Consider the following 15,793-nt stretch of genomic DNA (forward strand, 5'->3'; position numbering starts at 1 on the left):
CGTTACGCGGCCCTGACCTCGCTGAGGAAGCGGTTGACCTGGCCGGCGAGGTCGCGTGACTGCGAGGAGAGCTGTTCGGCAGCACCCAGCACTTGATTGGCGGCAGCTCCCGTATCGTCGGCGGCGCGCTGCACGCCTGTGATGTTGGAATTGACCTCCTGGGTGCCGCGCGCGGCCTCCTGGACGCTGCGGGAGATTTCCTTGGTCGCCGAACCCTGCTCTTCGATCGCAGCGGCGATCGCGGTGCCGATCTGGTCGATCTCGGCAATAACGTCGGCGACGTTGCGGATCGCGGCGATCGTCTCGTCGCTCGCGGACTGGATCGCGGAAATCTGCTCGGAGATTTCGGTCGTGGCCTTCGCAGTCTGCCCCGCCAGCGATTTGACCTCGGAGGCGACTACGGCAAAGCCGCGGCCGGCGTCACCGGCGCGCGCCGCCTCGATGGTCGCATTGAGCGCCAGCAGGTTGGTTTGCTCGGCGATGCTCTGGATCAGCGTGACGACGTCGCCGATCTTCTGCGCGCCCTCGGCAAGGCTGCGCGCGGTATCGCCGGTGCGCCGCGCATTGTCGACGGCGCGCGCCGCGATCTCGGTGGACTGGGCGACCTGGCGGCCGATCTCGGCGATCGAGGAACTGAGCTCCTCGGTCGCGCTCGCGACCGTCTGCACGTTGGTCGAGGTCTGTTCGGAGGCGGCCGCGACGACCGCGGCCTGGCTGTTGGTCGCGGACGCCGTCGAGGTCATCGACTGCGCCGTGCTTTCCATCGTTGCCGATGCCGACGACAGGCCACCGACAAGCTCTGAGACCTTGGCCTCGAAGGCGCGGGCGAGCTCGTCGAGGATCTGGGCCCGCCGCATCTTGCCGTCGTTCTCCGCCTGCTTCTCGACCGCGAGCTGTTCGGCCTTGAGCATGTTGTCCTTGAAGACCTGCACGGCGGCCGCCATCGCGCCGATCTCGTCGGAGCGCGCTGCGCCCGGAATTTCCTCCGCCATCTCACCGGCGGCAAGGCGCGACATCCTCCTGGTCAGGTTGACGATCGGCGCGCAGACGCGGCGGCGGACCATGACGATAAGGCCGATGCTTGCGACGAGCACGGCCGCAAGGCCGGTCAGCGCGATCGTGAAGCTCAGCCGCGCGTCCGCAGAGGCCGTGCCGAGGATCTGCTCGGCATTCTCGTAGAATGCCTCGCGGACGCCGATGATGGCGCCCAGGCCGCGCTGCGAGCTCGCATACAACGTGTCGACGTCGATGTCGTATTTGCCGCTCGCCGCGCCGTCCTTGATGAGCTTGAGGTCGCGACCAAAGCTCTCGACATAGTCGGAATTCATCTTCTCGAGCGCGGCCGCGACGTTCGCCGGCGTCGTTGGATTGCCGCGTAATTCCTGGAGCGACATCAGGATCTGGTCGTTGCGGCCCTGCGCGCGGCTGATGTCGATCTTCTCGGCCTCGCTCGCCACCTTCTTGGAGCCGACGAGGTTCTTGTACTGGCTGGCATTGAAGCCGCCGACGTCACGCAGCGTCCAGGCGACATTGGCGTAGCTTGCCTGGCGATAGGCATCTCCGTTGAGGATCGCCATGCGGCGAACCTGCTCGCTGAGGAGTGCGGTGATGCCGTTGTTGAACACGGCGTTGTCGGCGACGATTTTGCGCGCAGCGTCCTTGCGGGCGTCCGCAGGACCCTCGATCGCCTTGTCGATGGCCTCGCGCAGGGCGGCAAACTTCGCATTCAGGGCGTCGATGCTGCTGGCAATGGTGTTGCCGTCCTCGAGGCTGCCCGGAAGCTGCTCCTTGCGCAGCGCGTTCATCCTGTCGCGCGCGCCGTCCGTCAGCTTGCGCAGCTTCTCGTGCTCGGCGCGCATCGCGGGATCGACCGTCGCCGGGCCGTAGAGAATGTTGGTGGCGTAACCGCGCTCGGGATTGAGATAGCGCGGGATATCGCCGACCGCGCGCACGATCTGGAGCCGGCTCTGGGCCTCCGCGATCCGGTCCATGGTCTGATATTTGGTCACCGCGACATAGACGGCGAGGCCGCCGCCGACGGTCGACAACGAGACGATGGCGGCAGTCAGAAGCGTGTTGATTTTCATAGCGGGTCCGGAAAAAGAGCCGAGGCGTGAAATCGCGTGAAGGGTAGGTGGGCTCGCTTAACTCCGGGTTTATGCTGCCGCGGCCGGCCGGTTTTGCGATCAGCCGGCCCTGCGGTCCATTGCCGCGAGGATCTCGAGCGTCGCGCCATCGCGCGCGCCGGCAAAATAGCGGGCAAGCGCCTGGCCGAAGATCGCCTCATCCGACACGGCTTCGAACAGCGTCATCGACGAGTGGAATTTGACGTCGTCGGGCGCGCCGAGGATCGCGTTGATGCTGCGATCCTTCACCGCGAGCACGAGGCCTGTGCATTCGAGGAGGCGCGGTCCGAGCACGGGGTGGGCGAGGTAGGCCTCGGCCTCCACCCGGGAGGCGATGGCATAGCGCTGCGACATGGCGCTGGCGCCGAGCCCGGCTAGTTGCGGGAAGATGAACCACATCCAGTGGCTGTGCTTTCGCCCCGCCGAAAGCTCTCCGACGACCCCCGGATAGATGTCGTTCTGGGCCTGGATGAAGCGTTTGAGGTCAAAAGGATCGCTCATTAACCGCCTCCGGCTGCCGCCCCGGCCGCGATTATGCCTAACTTTTGGCTCCTGATGTGGTAGCTGGTATAGAATCTCGACGGGGTTGGGTACCCCGAGGGGTTCGAGACGGGGTTGGGCGGGTCGATTTGGGGATCTGATGGTTTCCGACGCAGCACGGGCCAAGAAGCTCTTGTCGCGCCGCCGTATTGGGCGGCCGGAAACGCTTTTGCTGTCTTTGGCCGCCGTGGCGCTGTCGGTCGGCGCGGTCGCCTGGATCGCCTACGGCAACGGCACCGCCTCTCTCGCGTCGGCCGCATTGCCACCTAGCGGCCCAACGACATCCTTTGAGGACCGATTCCAGCCCAGTTCGCCGCCGCGCGACGCCGGCTTGCGCTCCGTCGAACGCTCGGCGGTCAGCATGATCCAGCTCAAGCTCCGCGACGCCAAGGCCCTGCTCGCCCAGCAACTCGTCCGTGACGACTGGCGCTCGACCCTGACCGAGGACGACAAGCAGGTGGTCGAGGCGACGGCGCCGCCATTGTCATCGCAGAAGCCCGACGTCCCGATGCCCCGGTCGCGCCCGGTGCAGGCCGATCTCGCCTCCCAAGTCGCCTCCAGCCAGGCCTTCGCCGATTCCCTGCCGAAGGGCGACAACCGCAGCCTGCTGCAAAAATTCTCCGACATGTTCCCGGGCAAGGTCAGGCTTGCCTCGCTGACGCCCGACAGCGGCCTGTTCCGCCAGGGGCCTGACCTCGCCGCGCTCGGCTACAATTCGCAGACCGCGGTGTACGACATCTCGGCGAAGGCGGTGTACCTGCCGGGCGGCGTGGCGCTCGAAGCGCATTCCGGCATGGGCGCGATGATGGACGACCCTGACCATGTCGACCAGCGCATGGTCGGCGCGACCCCGCCGGCAACCTACGAGCTGAAGCCTCGCGAAAAGCTTTTCCATGGCGTGCGCGCACTGCGCATGACGCCGGTCGACGGGACCAGCGCCCTTGGCCGCGTCGGGCTGCTCACGCACAGCTACATGCTCGGGCCGCGCGGCGACTCCAATGGCTGCGTCTCGATCAAGTTCTACGATCGTTTCCTGAAGGCCTATGACGATGGCGAGATCAACCGTCTGATCGTGGTGCCGAACCTGAAGGGCGCCACGTCGGTGTCGCAGCGCGCATCGGCCTCGGACTCCTAAAAGTCTGAACAAACGGCGGGCGCTGCCGTTTTCCCTTCGTTAAGCCGTTTTCGTGCAGAAGCAGCCCATGACCGATCCAACCAGTTCCGACACCCCGCTGCGCACGACGTTCAAGATTCGCCTGAACGGTAACACGCTGGCGATCGCGACCGTCGGCCAGGCCTATCAATTCCTCACCAACTACAATTCGATGGAATGGATGGAATTCCGTTCGCTGCATGAGGAGGCGGTTGCCGCACTCGAAGGCGCCGCTGACAACGCGATGCTTGCCGTGCAGGCGACGAACACAGTGCGCGCGCTTTTCGTGAGCGCAAAGCTGCTCTGAATGGCGTCCTTCTCCACGTCGCCGTTGCCGTGCTCCACGTCGAAGCTGCCTTCGTGAGGCTCGGCAACGCTCGACCTAAAACAATCGATCTGCCAGGCGGTCGGTCTCCCAGGCCCTCAAGAATTCGACCTCGCGTGCGACCCACTTGACGGGTTCGCTGCCCCATTCCCGCGTGCGGCTTGCATACTCGCCCATCAGCCAGAAGTGCCTGACGATGACGAACGCATGCGCGGCCTCGAAATCGTCTGGAGCGATAGGGCGGATCGTCCGATAGCCATCGATGAAGACGTCCCACATGGTGTACAGCTTGCGGCCAAAGGACAGCTTCGCCCAGAGGAAGACCGACAGGTCGTACGCCAGATAGCCGGGACCGCCGTCGTCGAAATCGAAGAAGACCGCATCGCCGGCGTCGCTGATACGCGCATTGAAGCCGTGACAATCGCCGTGACAATGGGTCCAGGTCAGGTGATCCAACGTCTCGATCCGTTCGGCGGTTCTCGCTGCAATGGCCTCGAGATCGCCGATGTGCGCGCCTGCGATCTCCAGGATGTTGCTGTCGCGAATTCTCGCAAGCGGCCGGCGCAACAGATGATCGAGATCGAGTTTGTAAAGCGCAGCCGGAGCACTATGTGACTCCGCGGCGTTGTGCAGCTTCGCCAGGGTCACGCCGTTCGCGCGGGCATCGGCGGTGGATGTTGCCTCGGGCACGCGCCCCGCGAGCTCGCGAAAGAGTACGCCCTCCCGCACGCCTTCCGGGGCCTGTCCCTGTACGAAGAGAGAGCCTTCGCGCGTTTCAACGGGCGCGGCAACCGGCACGCCGGATCTGTCCAGGTGGACCAGGAAGTCCGTTTCGGTCCGCACATCGGCGGCGCCGCGCGCGCGATGATGCGACAGGCGAAACACATAGCGTTCATCGGTTGCCGTGACGATGAGGTAAACATCGTTGAACCCGCGATTGAGCATCCGGCACTGAAGCGGAGCGGGCAGGGCGTAACGTTCGGCGACGAAGCGCGCAACGGTCTCTGCCCGGGACGTGGTGTAGACTGGCTCGAAATCGACCAAAGGCGGTGCTCAGGATTGCGTGCCGATCCTAATGCGGAGCGGTCATCTGTGGAAGCGAGAGCCGCCTCGAAAAGGACGATGCTGCGCCCCGCGTAGACGGGGGTCCAGCATCTTCTCGAGCTCATTGGCGCGGGAATCGGCGATTAGCGCCTATCCTCACCACGACCATCATCGTCATCGCCAGAATCATGATCAGCGCTCGGACTGCTGCCGGTCGATGCGGGCAAAGGTCGCCGCGTCGTTGGTCATGCCGCTGCCCTTGGGGCCGAAATCTCCGGGAAATTCATTGCAATCCGCAGATCCAAAAGTCCCCAGTCGCGTAGGGCGAGGAATAGTGCCTAGGGCGCGCTCTCCGAGTGGCGTAACCCGCCGAGAAATTAACTGGCCATTAACCATCTCGGTCGCATCGTTAACCATTCAATAACAAGGACGAGTCGGCAGCCATGGAGGCAGCAGCAAGACCTCAACGCCAATTGGTGCGCCTGCGCGGCCGATCCTACGTCGCCTTCGTCTTCGTGCCGACGGTTCCGATCGTCGATTGGCTCCAGGAGATCGACGCCACGATCGCGCGCTCGCCGGGATTCTTTGCCGGCCGCCCGGTGGTGGTCGATCTGTCCTCGGTCGATCTCAGCCAGTCCGGCATCACGCATCTGCTTGGAAGCCTTCAGGAGCGCAATATCCGCGTGCTCGGCATCGAGGGGGTGGAGGAGGCGCGGCTGACGCCGAACATGCCCCCACTGCTCTTGGGTGGACGTTCCTGCGGGCTCGAGCCGACCCCGCCGAAGAAGGTCGAGGTCACGAAGCAGCCGAGCTCACTGCTGCTCGAAAACCCCGTGCGGTCGGGCCAGACCGTGATCTTCCCCGAGGGCGACGTGACGATCCTGGGCTCGGTCGGCTCCGGGGCCGAGGTCGTCGCGGGCGGCTCCATCCATGTCTACGGCGCGCTGCGCGGGCGCGCCATGGCCGGCGTCAACGGCCACTCCTCCGCGCGGATCTATTGTCAGAAGATCGAGGCTGAACTGCTTGCAATTGATGGATTTTACCAGACTGCGGACGACATCGACGCCGCCTTGCGCGGCAAGCCGGCGCAGGCCTGGCTACAGGGCAATACCATGCGAATTACAGCACTGAACTGACCAGCAAGGGAGATATTTGAGATGAGTAAGGTACTGGTCGTGACATCAGGCAAGGGCGGGGTCGGCAAGACCACGACGACCGCAGCCTTGGGGGCAGCGCTGGCGCAGCGCGGCGACAAGGTCGTGGTCGTCGATTTCGACGTCGGCTTGCGCAACCTTGACCTCGTGATGGGCGCCGAGCGGCGCGTCGTGTTCGACCTCATCAACGTGGTGCAGGGAGTTGCGAAGCTCCCGCAGGCCCTGATCCGCGACAAGCGGTTGGAGAATCTCTGGCTGCTGCCGGCCTCCCAAACCCGCGACAAGGACGCGTTGACGGAGGAGGGCGTCCGCACGGTCATCGCCGATTTGCGCAGCCGGTTCGACTGGGTGATCTGCGACAGCCCTGCCGGCATCGAGCGCGGCGCCTCCATGGCGATGCGCTTCGCCGACGAGGCCGTGATCGTCACCAACCCCGAGGTCTCCTCGGTGCGCGACTCCGACCGCATCATCGGCATGCTCGACTCCAAGACGGTGCGGGCCGAGAAGGGCGAGCGCGTCGAAAAGCACGTCCTGATCACGCGCTACGATCCCTCGCGTGCCTTGCGCGGCGAGATGCTGAACATCGACGACATCCTCGAGATCCTCGCAACGCCGCTGCTCGGCATCATCCCGGAGAGCCAGGACGTGCTGAAGGCGTCCAACGTCGGTACGCCGGTGACGCTGTCCAATGCGGACGGCGCGCCAGCACGGGCCTACATGGATGCGGCGAAGCGGTTGTGCGGTGAAAACATCCGCATGACCGTGCCTTCGGAGAAGAAGGGCTTCATGGATCGCCTCCTGCGACGGAGGGCAGCATGAGCATGGGTCTGCTCCGGCTTCTTCGCGGCAACAAGGCCACTGCTCCCGTCGCGCGCGAGCGGTTGCAGATCCTGCTTGCGCATGAGCGCGGCCAGCGCGGCCAGCCCGATCTGCTCGGCGTGCTGCGCGAGGAAATCCTCGCGGTCGTCTCGAAACATGTCACGCTCGACCCGACCAAGGTGATCGTGCGGCTGGAACGTGGCGACGAAGTCTCGACGCTCGAGGTCGACATCGAGGTGCCCAACGACATCGAGCGCAAGCGGGTGGCGGTCGGGTAGAGACCCGGCCGGGTCGTCTAACTTGGGGTGGATGAGAAGGCAGTCCGCTGGCGACAGCGGGCTGCCTTTGTTGCATTCGCAATGACGCGCCATTCAAATTCCGGGGCGTGCCGATGTGATGTGACGCGCGGGAACCGGGCTCGCGCTCGACCGTTTGAGAGAGGCCGCGGCCGCATCGACGTCGCGGCTGCGACGCGTCAACCGGGAGAGCGCCCATGATGTCCGAGGTCCAGGTTCACACCATCGCACGTCAGATGCTCGAGAAGCATGGCTTTGCTGCGATTGCTCAGGCCGCACAGTTGGCGCAGGCCTGCGAGAGCCGCGGCGAGGCCGAGGAGGCGAAGGAGTGGCGTCACATCGAGGACGCCATGAAGATCATGAAGGGCCCGCACCAGAGCTGAACCGGCGGCCGCGGCCTCAGTGCGCGTCCGGTTCAGTGCCCGGCGCCGGCGGCTTGTGCTGCGTCTGCGCCTGGCTGCTGTGCTCGCCGGTCTCCTTGCAGGGAAGCTGCGTCCAAGAGCCGTCCGGCGCCTGCTGATAGGCACTGCACGTTGACGCGGCCGATTTCTCTTCGGCCTGCTGGGTGTTGGAATTCCTGGCAAGCACGGGCGCGGTCAACGCGCCTGCGAGCACGCCTATAAGCACGATGTAGGCAGTCCGCATTGTGGGTCTCCTTGACGAAGCCGCCCGTATGCTTGCGAGGATTGTGACGATTGTTGGCCAAGGCCACCGGTTCCATCGCGGCATGGCTAACGTTGGCACGAGCGCCTCACTGCCCCGCGGGCTCGCGCCTTCCCGCGACACACCATCAGGCGAGGGCGTGTCCGTGCCGCCGACATCGTGCGTTTTCCTCAGCTTGAAGGATTGGACGAATGAGGGACCCGAAGTTCACCGGGCGCGCCGGCTGTGCTGTGAGATCATTACTTGGTGTGAATGAGCCCGGCGAGGTTGGTCTTCTGGGCTTCGCACCAGCCGCTCATTCCGAGCCGTCGCTGGTCGAGATCGGTTGATTGGGTCGCGACCGCGACCTCGGCCATGAGATCGTCGTCCTGCTTCTCGCCCATCTTGCCGCCGGTGTGCATGAAGGCGATGGCCTTGCGTACTTTCTCGGTCGTGCCGTCGGGCAGCTGCATATCCTGCGCTCGCTTCACCAGGTCCTGATAGACGAGATCGGTGCCGGGGCATTCGACCTTGGCGGCGAAGGCCTGCAGGACCATCGTCACATAGACCGATCGCGGCGCGGCCTGGGCGGGTGCAGCAATCAGAATCAAGCCCGCGATCAACCAACCATAGCCCATTCCAAAATCCTCCCTTTTTTGAGAGGCTAGCGCTAGGGGCCCCGCCGCGCAATGGGGGTGGAAGATCACGCGCACTCGCGCGGGCCGTGAGGTCGGTGCGCCTCACGCGAGGAATGCCGCCCCGTCATGCGATGGCGAATGCGGGTTGGCGATGCGTGACGAGCTAACCGGACCGTTGCCAGCTCGGAACGGGATCGAGCGGCGTCCGATAAACCTCGTTGTGATCGCGGTCGGTGACGCGCACGGCGCATCCCCTATGCTGAAGATCGGGATTCACCTGAGACAACTCGTTGGCCAGTTGCTCAGCGCGATCCGAGGCGACCTCGAGGTCTTCGAGGATAATACCGCCCTGGTTCTTGAACTCTTCACCAACCACGAGATCGAAGTAGTAGTAAGGCATCCGAGGTCCCCAAGTCTTGACTACAAAGTCTTGCGTACTCAAGTCCGACGACAAGTCTCACGCAGGAGATGGTACCACTGAGTCGATCTTTCCCGAACGAAGTGTCCGCGCAATCTCTGTGCTTATGGGGCAAAAATCATGTGCACCACGCGAGATCGTTAAGATTTTATTAAGTATGCGCGCGTCATGCTCGCAGCATGGAATTGCAACAGAACCGGGCTCCGGGAACCGGCAGTTGCAAGAGAAGGCCGGCGGCATAGATCCCGACGGCCTTTTCTCCTTCCGGTCACAGCACAAAAATTCGCAGGCCCGTAACCGCCCGGACTCAACGTCTCACGACGACTCAGACAGCGTCACCTCTGTTCGGCCTGCGCTCGCGCACGAGCGAGGCGAACGCGTAGATCAGAATCGCAAGCGGCGCGAACAGCACCAGCATCGCGAACAGCGTCATGACGTTGGCGACGAAGTCGTCCGAGACCTGCGGACCTGCGACCGTCGAAACGATCCGGCTTGCTGTTCCGATCAGCGCGAACAATCCGACGATCGCGAACAGAATGACCAGCGGCGTTGCCGCAAGCCATAGATTCGAAACGAAGCGTCTGATCGTCGGCATGGTTGTCAGCTCGAAGCGCATGTCCGGTCGGTGAGCGAACCGGTTCTGCGCTCTGGTCTCGGTGTGCCGTCGAAGGGTTCACGAGCCCGAGGCTAGTGCACCGGCATCGGCGGACGCACCACCGGTCCGTCGTCATCGGCGAGCTGCGAGGTGGAAGCAGGCGGTAGCGGCGACGGAACGGCAGCAGCTTGTGGTGGAGGTGCGACCGGCACTGGTGCGTAAGTTGGTGCATAGGTCGGAGCGGCGGCCATCGGCCTGGGTTTGCGCACAGGCGGCGCCGGCGGCCGCGGCGGCAGAGCCGAGAGCTTCGCGCGTGGATCGGCAATCCTGGCCTCAGCCGGCTTCGGCGGTGCGGCCTTCGCGATCTCGCGCGCGATCTGCTCCTGGCTCGCTTTCAGTTCGGCCATGTTGGCCTTGAGCTGCTCGATCTGCTGCGTCATCGCGGCAAGATCGCGCGTCATCGACTGGAGCGACTGCGCCGCGTCGGGCGCCGTCGTCGGCGGGCTCGTGTTGCCGTTGTCCTGCGCCTGAGCCGGAATTGGCGGCTGCGCGGCGGGTTGATCGGCCACCGTGGCCTGCTGTTCGGTTGTGGCCTGCTGTTCGGTTGACGCAGCCTGCTCCGTTGCCGGCGGTGTCGCTTGTGACGGCGAAGCGACCACGGTCGGCATCCATGCAGCAACCATCGCTTTTGCGGTATCGCCGTGGGTCTGCCAGGCGATGGCTGCGGCGGCGCTGCCTCCGGCAAACAGCAGGGTGACGAACGCGCTGCGAAGCCATCTGCCGACCGACGAGCGCTTGCGCGTGACGCGGAGATCGCTGGCGGCTGCGCGAACTGCGGTGTCGACTGACGGCGCCGCGGAGGAAATCTCTTTCATCAGATTGATCTTCAGATTGATCTTGGGCTCCGGACGCGTTGCGCTGTCAGGCACGAGCGTGGGCGTGGTCGCGGCCTTGTCCGGGCGCGCGGCGAGGACGATCTCGGGCGCGATATCGAGCGCGTCGTGCGGATCGTTATCCTTGACCGTGTCCTTCACGATTTCATCGACGATTTGCTTGCTGTTCAGCGTCGCGAGCATCGAAGCTCCTTAAACCTTGGTCGTCCGCATTCGCGCGAGCCGATGGAAAGAGATCAGTCGGTCCTCCACCCCCAGTGCGCACGAGTCCAGCCGGGTTTGACGAAAGCAAGGCGGCAGGAAGGAGAGTGTGGGGCTGCCCCCTTGCGGGCGTGCCGGCGGAACCCCTGGCTCCCGGACACTTGTCAGTTTTCCCGCCGTGCCGCCATTTTTTCAGCACGATTTGGGCAGCAGATGTAGAAGGTTGGGGGCGCAACCTGGGGCAGGCTGTGCAAAAATCCTCTATCGCAATACTGGTAGCCGCGTTGCTGCCACTGGGCGGTTGCATGCAGGCGACCCTGTCGCCGTCCAACAGCGCGAGCATGACGCCACGCGACCGTCAGTTGCTGGCGCATACGCCTTACGCGCAGGCGAACGTACCCGAGCAATATCTCCGCCATATCGTCGACTATTCGCGCAAGGAGCAGCCGGGCACGATCCTGGTCGATACCGACGCGCGCTATCTCTACTACGTTCTGCCCGATGGCAAGGCGATCCGCTACGGCGTAGCCGTCGGCGAGGAGGCGATGGCGTTCTCCGGCGTGGCACGGGTCGGCCGCATGGCCGCGTGGCCGGACTGGATCCCGACACCGGAGATCCAGGAGCGGCTTGGGCCCTATCCTTCGCGCGTTCCCGGTGGCGCGGCCAATCCGCTCGGTGCGCGGGCGCTTTACCTCTATGCCGGCAACAAGGACACGCTCTATCGCATCCACGGCACCAATCAGCCGGAATATATCGGCCAGGCGATCTCCTCCGGCTGCATCCGGATGCGCAACGAGGATGTGATCGACCTCTACGACCGGGTGAAGATGGGTTCGACCGTGGTGGTGCTGCCACCGGGACGGACGGCGCAAAGCGGGGCAGGAGACGGCTTGCGCGGGTAAGCAGGTAGCTGCGGAGATCGTTGAACTGGCGCGGGCTCGGCGAGCGTTGACCGGGCCCTTCTACGTTCTGGAACCGCAAAACGTGAAATGCCTCACAGCGGATGTGCTGCAGGTGAGCTATGCCTGACGCGCTAGCTGCCAACGGAGGCACCATGCAGAAATTCTTTTATGAATTGAACGAGCACGACCGCCGCATTGCGCGAAAGTGGCGGTGGGCAAGTGTCAGCTTTTACGGCTCGATTCTCGCAGGACTGATCCTGTACGCGGCGGTGCACTTGAATCCGGAGGTGAACTACGCTTCCGCCGATTCCGTGCCGCATGCAAAGGTCGCGAGCAGTTCGAGGCACTGAGCTTCGAGCGGCCTCGCTACTCGTCGGGCCGGGCGATCCGCCATTGCAGGGTCGTGGCGTTGCCATTGGTGTCGCCGGGCGCCTTGTCGGCGGGAGACGTGTAGAGCGGGCGATAGCGGTACGCCCACATCTTGCTGCCGTCATTGCGTGTGATCACGGTGAAGTCGCCGACCGCCTTGGCGTCGGTGGGCGCTGACAGCGGTGTCCAGATCTGGGCACATTTGCCGTCGCAGTTCGATGTCTTGCCGCTGGTGTCACGCTCATAATAATAAAGCGTCATACCTTTGAGATCGACGAGCTTTGGGCCTTGCTTGGTCAGGATCACGCGCGCCGGCGCGGTCGTGGCGTCGGGCTTTGGCGGCGGCGGAGCATCCGAGCCATGTCCGTTTGCGAGCGCCTGCCCGGAAAGGAGCAGTGCGGCTGCGGCCACCATGACGAACCTGAACATCCAAGGCCCCCGATCACAAAATTAATCGCGCGTTAAGCGCAGAATGGGGCGACGGTAACAGTCGAAAGTTAGTTCCAGGTTTCGCCGCGCTGCGACAAATGTGGGCACTGGTTGCAATCGGCGAGGATTTGCGGGAACTCTATCCCACGCGACATCCAAGCGGGGAGTTACGCCATGGCCTTTTCGCTCTACGACGCAACGGTTGCCAATTATCTCCAGATTCTGGGCGCGGTCGGCGGTTTCCTCGACAAGAGCCTGGTCCATTTCAAGGAGAAGGGCATCGATCCGGCCGAGGTCGTGGAGACGCGGCTTGCGCCGGACATGTGGCCGCTGCGCGCCCAGGTGGTGTCGGTCGCGCATCATTCGCGCGGCGCGCTCGCAGCGGCGAGGGACGGGGTGTTCGTCCCGCCGAGCATCAACCCCGATCACGACTACGCCTCGCTTCAGGCGCTGGTGACCGAGGCTCGCAACGAGATCTCCGCTCTGACACCCGAAGCCGTCGATGCTCTGGTCGGCCGCGATGTCACCTTCAAGGTCGGTGACCGCACGGTGCCCTTCACCGCGGAGGGTTTTCTGATGTCGTTCTCACTGCCGAACTTCTTTTTCCATGCGACCGCGACCTACGCCATCCTCCGTCACAAGGGCGCGCCGCTGGGAAAACGCGATTTCATTGGCCGGCTGAAGCTGAAGACGTGAGCGCACTCACGTCGGCGCCTCGCGCATCGGCGCGCGGCTAAGGTCATTGCCCGCGGCGATCGCCTTGCGCAGCAGCCGCATTAATTCATCGGCTTCCTTGTCGGTCAGGCCGCGGAGCATGATCCGCTGCGCCGCCTCGACTGCTGGTGTGATGGCACGCAGCGTCTTGCCTCCTTCGTCGGTGATCTCGAGTTCGCGCGCGCGCCGGTCGCGGCTGCTGGCGCGACGCTCGGCAAGGCCCTTCTGCACGAGGCGATCGATCACGCCGGTGATGGTCGTGCGGTCGTACGCGATCAGGCCTGCCAACGTCACCTGGTCGAGCCCGGGATTGGCCTTGATGGTCGCGAGCGCCGCATATTGCACAGGCGTGAGGTCGAAGCCTGCGTCCTCCACCTCGGCGAGGAATACCGCCACGGCAATCTGCTGAAAGCGACGGGCCAGATGGCCGGGCATGTCGTTGTTGTCTTTCACCGGACGCTCCTCGGATGACGGGCATTGACAAGTATACTGATAGTCAGTATACTGATCAATACTGAAGAAGGACCTAACGCGGTCCACTTAACGCGCAACAGGGGAGGAGCAGGTCTCATGCAGTTCCATCTCAATGGATTTTTGGCCGGCGACCCCGATATCGCCGACCCGGCAGAGCGCATTCAGGCCTCCGGCGCGGCCGGCTCCGTTCCGGACGAGGTCGACGTTTTGATCGTTGGTTGCGGCCCGGCAGGACTCACGCTCGCGGCGCAGCTCGCCGCGTTTCCCGACATCAAGACCTGCATCGTCGAGCAGAAGCCCAGTCGCCTTCTCGTCGGCCAGGCCGACGGCATCGCCTGCCGCACCATGGAAATGTTCCACGCCTACGGCTTTGCCGAGCGCGTGCTGAAGGAGGCCTATTGGGTCAACGAGACGACGTTCTGGAAACCCGACGGCAAGCACAGCGCAAACATCGTGCGCAGCGGCCGGGTGCAGGACGTCGAGGATGGGCTATCCGAATTTCCGCATGTCATCCTGAACCAGGCGCGCGTGCATGACGGCTTTCTCGACGTCATGCGCAAGTCGCCAGCCAAGCTCGAGCCGCACTACGCACGGCGTCTGATCGATCTCCATGTCGACCCCGCGGCGCGCTTCGAAGATCATGCGGTGACGGTGAGGTTGGAGAGGATCGATCCGGCTCACGAGGGTGGGATCGAAACCGTGAAGGCGCGCTATGTCGTCGGCTGCGATGGCGCGCGCTCCGGCGTGCGCAAATCCATCGGCCGTGAGTTGCACGGCGATTCCGCCAACCACGCCTGGGGCGTGATGGACGTGCTCGCGGTGACCGACTTTCCCGACATTCGGTTCAAGGCACTGATCCAGTCGGCCAACGACGGCAGCATCATCGTGATTCCACGGGAGGGAGGCTATCTCGTGCGCCTCTATGTCGAGCTGACGACGCTCGATATCGGCGAGCGTGTTGCGAACCGCAAAATCACCTCCGACGATTTGATCGCGAAGGCGCGCCGCATTCTCAATCCCTACACGCTCGAGGTGAGGGAGATCGCCTGGTGGTCGGTCTACGAGATCGGTCAGCGCCTGACAGACAAGTTCGACGATGTGCCGGAGGCGGAGACCGCGACGCGGCTGCCTCGCGTCTTCATCGCTGGCGATGCCTGCCACACTCACAGCCCGAAGGCGGGGCAGGGCATGAACGTCTCGATGCAGGACGCTTTCAATCTGGGCTGGAAGCTTGCCGCCGTGCTGCGCAAGCAGTGCGCACCGCACCTTCTGCACAGCTATTCGAGCGAACGTCAGGCGGTGGCAAAAGAGCTGATCGAGTTCGATCGCGAGTGGGCGACGATCCTGGCCTCGGCCAAGGGCGACGGCAAGGCCGCGGATGCAGCCAAGACCCAGGACTACTTTGTCCGCCACGGGCGCTACACCGCGGGGACAGCAACGCATTATCGGCCGGGGCTCCTGACCGGTAACACCACACATCAGCATCTGGCCAGCGGTCTCGTGATAGGCAAGCGTTTTCATTCCGCACCGGCGATCCGCCTTGCCGATGCAAAGCCCGTTCACCTCGGCCACGTCGCCAGGGCGGACGGCCGCTGGCGCATTTTTGCGTTTGCGGGCGCGGGCGACCCCGCGGCGGGCGACGGAGCGATTGCCTCGTTCTGCGATTTCCTGAGCCAGGGACGGGAGTCCCCGGTGCGACGCTATACGCCGGTAGATGCGGATATCGACTCCGTGATCGATGTACGCGCGGTGTTCCAGCAGGATCATCGCGAGCTCATCATCGGCGCGATGCCGCCACTGCTTCTGCCGGCGAAGGGGCGGTACGGACTTCGCGACTACGAAAAGATGTTCTGCCCCGATCTCAAGAGCGGTCACGATATCTTTGCCATGCGCGGGATCGGTCGCAATGCAGGATGCATGGTCGTGGTGCGGCCGGACCAATACGTCGCACATGTGCTGCCCCTCGATGCGTATGCAGAGCTGGCGGCATTCTTCGACAGCTTCATGTTGCAAGTGAATTGAGGGTCGCGCGATGAATGGCGGATGAATATTGAACCCGTC

Annotated in this window: 20 protein-coding genes; 10 read left to right on the forward strand and 10 right to left on the reverse strand. The window is 64.0% G+C overall.

Annotated elements, in window-relative coordinates:
- Window positions 1-2 precede the first annotated feature (2 nt).
- Both SO139_RS28950 and SO139_RS28955 read right to left on the reverse strand, forming a co-directional pair.
- Window positions 3-2,087, reverse strand: coding sequence for a methyl-accepting chemotaxis protein (locus SO139_RS28950; protein ID WP_449382136.1), 2,085 nt, complete (start codon window positions 2,085-2,087; stop codon window positions 3-5).
- A 99-nt stretch (window positions 2,088-2,186) separates the two neighbouring features.
- Complete coding sequence (locus SO139_RS28955; protein ID WP_449382135.1) at window positions 2,187-2,627, reverse strand: DUF1810 domain-containing protein; 441 nt, start codon at window positions 2,625-2,627, stop codon at window positions 2,187-2,189.
- A 139-nt stretch (window positions 2,628-2,766) separates the two neighbouring features.
- Here SO139_RS28955 and SO139_RS28960 point away from each other — a divergent pair, with 139 nt between their 5' ends.
- Window positions 2,767-3,801, forward strand: a complete 1,035-nt coding sequence (locus SO139_RS28960; protein WP_449382134.1) for a DUF2778 domain-containing protein — start codon at window positions 2,767-2,769, stop codon at window positions 3,799-3,801.
- Between the two features lie 67 nt (window positions 3,802-3,868).
- Window positions 3,869-4,126, forward strand: coding sequence for a hypothetical protein (locus SO139_RS28965; protein WP_449382133.1), 258 nt, complete (start codon window positions 3,869-3,871; stop codon window positions 4,124-4,126).
- Window positions 4,127-4,201: 75 nt separating this feature from the next.
- Here the strand turns inward: SO139_RS28965 and SO139_RS28970 are convergent, their stop codons facing one another.
- The gene (locus SO139_RS28970; RefSeq protein ID WP_449382132.1) at window positions 4,202-5,188 is read right to left on the reverse strand and encodes a phosphotransferase enzyme family protein; all 987 of its coding nucleotides are present in this window, start codon (window positions 5,186-5,188) and stop codon (window positions 4,202-4,204) included.
- A gap of 443 nt (window positions 5,189-5,631) precedes the next feature.
- Here SO139_RS28970 and minC point away from each other — a divergent pair, with 443 nt between their 5' ends.
- From minC to SO139_RS28990, 4 genes are all read left to right on the forward strand, one after another.
- Window positions 5,632-6,324, forward strand: a complete 693-nt coding sequence (gene minC / locus SO139_RS28975) for a septum site-determining protein MinC (protein WP_449382131.1) — start codon at window positions 5,632-5,634, stop codon at window positions 6,322-6,324.
- 21 nt (window positions 6,325-6,345) lie between these two features.
- A complete protein-coding gene (gene minD, locus SO139_RS28980) occupies window positions 6,346-7,161 on the forward strand; it encodes a septum site-determining protein MinD (protein ID WP_449382130.1) in 816 nt (271 codons plus the stop codon).
- Window positions 7,158-7,439 carry a cell division topological specificity factor MinE gene (minE, locus tag SO139_RS28985; RefSeq protein ID WP_449382129.1) on the forward strand — a complete coding sequence of 94 codons (282 nt, stop codon included), beginning with the start codon at window positions 7,158-7,160 and terminating at the stop codon, window positions 7,437-7,439. The genes minD and minE overlap by 4 nt, the downstream gene beginning before the upstream one ends.
- Before the next feature lie 215 nt (window positions 7,440-7,654).
- Window positions 7,655-7,840 carry a hypothetical protein gene (locus SO139_RS28990; RefSeq protein ID WP_449382128.1) on the forward strand — a complete coding sequence of 62 codons (186 nt, stop codon included), beginning with the start codon at window positions 7,655-7,657 and terminating at the stop codon, window positions 7,838-7,840.
- Between the two features lie 16 nt (window positions 7,841-7,856).
- Here the strand turns inward: SO139_RS28990 and SO139_RS28995 are convergent, their stop codons facing one another.
- From SO139_RS28995 to SO139_RS29015, 5 genes are all read right to left on the reverse strand, one after another.
- Window positions 7,857-8,102, reverse strand: coding sequence for a hypothetical protein (locus tag SO139_RS28995; protein ID WP_449382127.1), 246 nt, complete (start codon window positions 8,100-8,102; stop codon window positions 7,857-7,859).
- Window positions 8,103-8,359: 257 nt separating this feature from the next.
- Window positions 8,360-8,737 carry a hypothetical protein gene (locus SO139_RS29000; protein ID WP_449382126.1) on the reverse strand — a complete coding sequence of 126 codons (378 nt, stop codon included), beginning with the start codon at window positions 8,735-8,737 and terminating at the stop codon, window positions 8,360-8,362.
- A gap of 163 nt (window positions 8,738-8,900) precedes the next feature.
- Window positions 8,901-9,137 (reverse strand): DUF6894 family protein, encoded by a 237-nt coding sequence (locus SO139_RS29005; RefSeq protein ID WP_449382125.1) that lies wholly within the window; start codon window positions 9,135-9,137, stop codon window positions 8,901-8,903.
- Window positions 9,138-9,480: 343 nt separating this feature from the next.
- On the reverse strand, window positions 9,481-9,750 hold the full coding sequence (locus SO139_RS29010) for a hypothetical protein (RefSeq protein ID WP_449382124.1): 270 nt from the start codon (window positions 9,748-9,750) through the stop codon (window positions 9,481-9,483).
- A gap of 92 nt (window positions 9,751-9,842) precedes the next feature.
- The gene (locus tag SO139_RS29015; protein ID WP_449382123.1) at window positions 9,843-10,826 is read right to left on the reverse strand and encodes a hypothetical protein; all 984 of its coding nucleotides are present in this window, start codon (window positions 10,824-10,826) and stop codon (window positions 9,843-9,845) included.
- 323 nt (window positions 10,827-11,149) lie between these two features.
- Here SO139_RS29015 and SO139_RS29020 point away from each other — a divergent pair, with 323 nt between their 5' ends.
- Both SO139_RS29020 and SO139_RS29025 read left to right on the forward strand, forming a co-directional pair.
- Complete coding sequence (locus SO139_RS29020; RefSeq protein WP_449382122.1) at window positions 11,150-11,746, forward strand: L,D-transpeptidase; 597 nt, start codon at window positions 11,150-11,152, stop codon at window positions 11,744-11,746.
- A 152-nt stretch (window positions 11,747-11,898) separates the two neighbouring features.
- Entirely contained in the window at window positions 11,899-12,096 is a 198-nt protein-coding gene (locus tag SO139_RS29025; RefSeq protein WP_449382121.1) for a hypothetical protein, read from the forward strand.
- A 16-nt stretch (window positions 12,097-12,112) separates the two neighbouring features.
- On the opposite strand, the gene SO139_RS29030 is transcribed toward SO139_RS29025, so the two are convergent.
- Complete coding sequence (locus SO139_RS29030) at window positions 12,113-12,544, reverse strand: COG4315 family predicted lipoprotein (RefSeq protein WP_449382120.1); 432 nt, start codon at window positions 12,542-12,544, stop codon at window positions 12,113-12,115.
- Between the two features lie 174 nt (window positions 12,545-12,718).
- Between SO139_RS29030 and SO139_RS29035 the strand changes: the two genes are divergently transcribed.
- Window positions 12,719-13,240, forward strand: coding sequence for a DUF1993 domain-containing protein (locus SO139_RS29035; RefSeq protein ID WP_449382119.1), 522 nt, complete (start codon window positions 12,719-12,721; stop codon window positions 13,238-13,240).
- A 6-nt stretch (window positions 13,241-13,246) separates the two neighbouring features.
- On the opposite strand, the gene SO139_RS29040 is transcribed toward SO139_RS29035, so the two are convergent.
- On the reverse strand, window positions 13,247-13,711 hold the full coding sequence (locus SO139_RS29040) for a MarR family winged helix-turn-helix transcriptional regulator (protein ID WP_449382118.1): 465 nt from the start codon (window positions 13,709-13,711) through the stop codon (window positions 13,247-13,249).
- Window positions 13,712-13,828: 117 nt separating this feature from the next.
- On the opposite strand from SO139_RS29040, the gene SO139_RS29045 reads away from it, so the two are divergent.
- On the forward strand, window positions 13,829-15,754 hold the full coding sequence (locus SO139_RS29045) for an FAD-binding monooxygenase (protein WP_498541050.1): 1,926 nt from the start codon (window positions 13,829-13,831) through the stop codon (window positions 15,752-15,754).
- Window positions 15,755-15,793: the final 39 nt, after the last annotated feature.

The sequence above is a fragment of the Bradyrhizobium sp. UFLA05-89 genome (genome assembly GCF_059803475.1).

Excerpts from the sequence above, each read along its gene's own strand:
- minD (WP_449382130.1), top strand. The coding sequence starts at position 6,346 with ATGAGTAAGGTACTGGTCGTGACATCAGGCAAGGGCGGGGTCGGCAAG.
- minE (WP_449382129.1), top strand. The coding sequence starts at position 7,158 with ATGAGCATGGGTCTGCTCCGGCTTCTTCGCGGCAACAAGGCCACTGCT.
- SO139_RS28990 (WP_449382128.1), top strand. The coding sequence starts at position 7,655 with ATGATGTCCGAGGTCCAGGTTCACACCATCGCACGTCAGATGCTCGAG.
- SO139_RS29025 (WP_449382121.1), top strand. The coding sequence starts at position 11,899 with ATGCAGAAATTCTTTTATGAATTGAACGAGCACGACCGCCGCATTGCG.
- SO139_RS28995 (WP_449382127.1), bottom strand. The coding sequence starts at position 8,102 with ATGCGGACTGCCTACATCGTGCTTATAGGCGTGCTCGCAGGCGCGTTG.
- SO139_RS29010 (WP_449382124.1), bottom strand. The coding sequence starts at position 9,750 with ATGCCGACGATCAGACGCTTCGTTTCGAATCTATGGCTTGCGGCAACG.
- SO139_RS29030 (WP_449382120.1), bottom strand. The coding sequence starts at position 12,544 with ATGTTCAGGTTCGTCATGGTGGCCGCAGCCGCACTGCTCCTTTCCGGG.
- SO139_RS28960 (WP_449382134.1), top strand. The coding sequence starts at position 2,767 with ATGGTTTCCGACGCAGCACGGGCCAAGAAGCTCTTGTCGCGCCGCCGT.
- minC (WP_449382131.1), top strand. The coding sequence starts at position 5,632 with ATGGAGGCAGCAGCAAGACCTCAACGCCAATTGGTGCGCCTGCGCGGC.
- SO139_RS29020 (WP_449382122.1), top strand. The coding sequence starts at position 11,150 with ATGCAGGCGACCCTGTCGCCGTCCAACAGCGCGAGCATGACGCCACGC.
- SO139_RS29045 (WP_498541050.1), top strand. The coding sequence starts at position 13,829 with ATGCAGTTCCATCTCAATGGATTTTTGGCCGGCGACCCCGATATCGCC.
- SO139_RS29000 (WP_449382126.1), bottom strand. The coding sequence starts at position 8,737 with ATGGGCTATGGTTGGTTGATCGCGGGCTTGATTCTGATTGCTGCACCC.
- SO139_RS29015 (WP_449382123.1), bottom strand. The coding sequence starts at position 10,826 with ATGCTCGCGACGCTGAACAGCAAGCAAATCGTCGATGAAATCGTGAAG.
- SO139_RS28965 (WP_449382133.1), top strand. The coding sequence starts at position 3,869 with ATGACCGATCCAACCAGTTCCGACACCCCGCTGCGCACGACGTTCAAG.
- SO139_RS29035 (WP_449382119.1), top strand. The coding sequence starts at position 12,719 with ATGGCCTTTTCGCTCTACGACGCAACGGTTGCCAATTATCTCCAGATT.
- SO139_RS28955 (WP_449382135.1), bottom strand. The coding sequence starts at position 2,627 with ATGAGCGATCCTTTTGACCTCAAACGCTTCATCCAGGCCCAGAACGAC.
- SO139_RS29005 (WP_449382125.1), bottom strand. The coding sequence starts at position 9,137 with ATGCCTTACTACTACTTCGATCTCGTGGTTGGTGAAGAGTTCAAGAAC.
- SO139_RS28950 (WP_449382136.1), bottom strand. The coding sequence starts at position 2,087 with ATGAAAATCAACACGCTTCTGACTGCCGCCATCGTCTCGTTGTCGACC.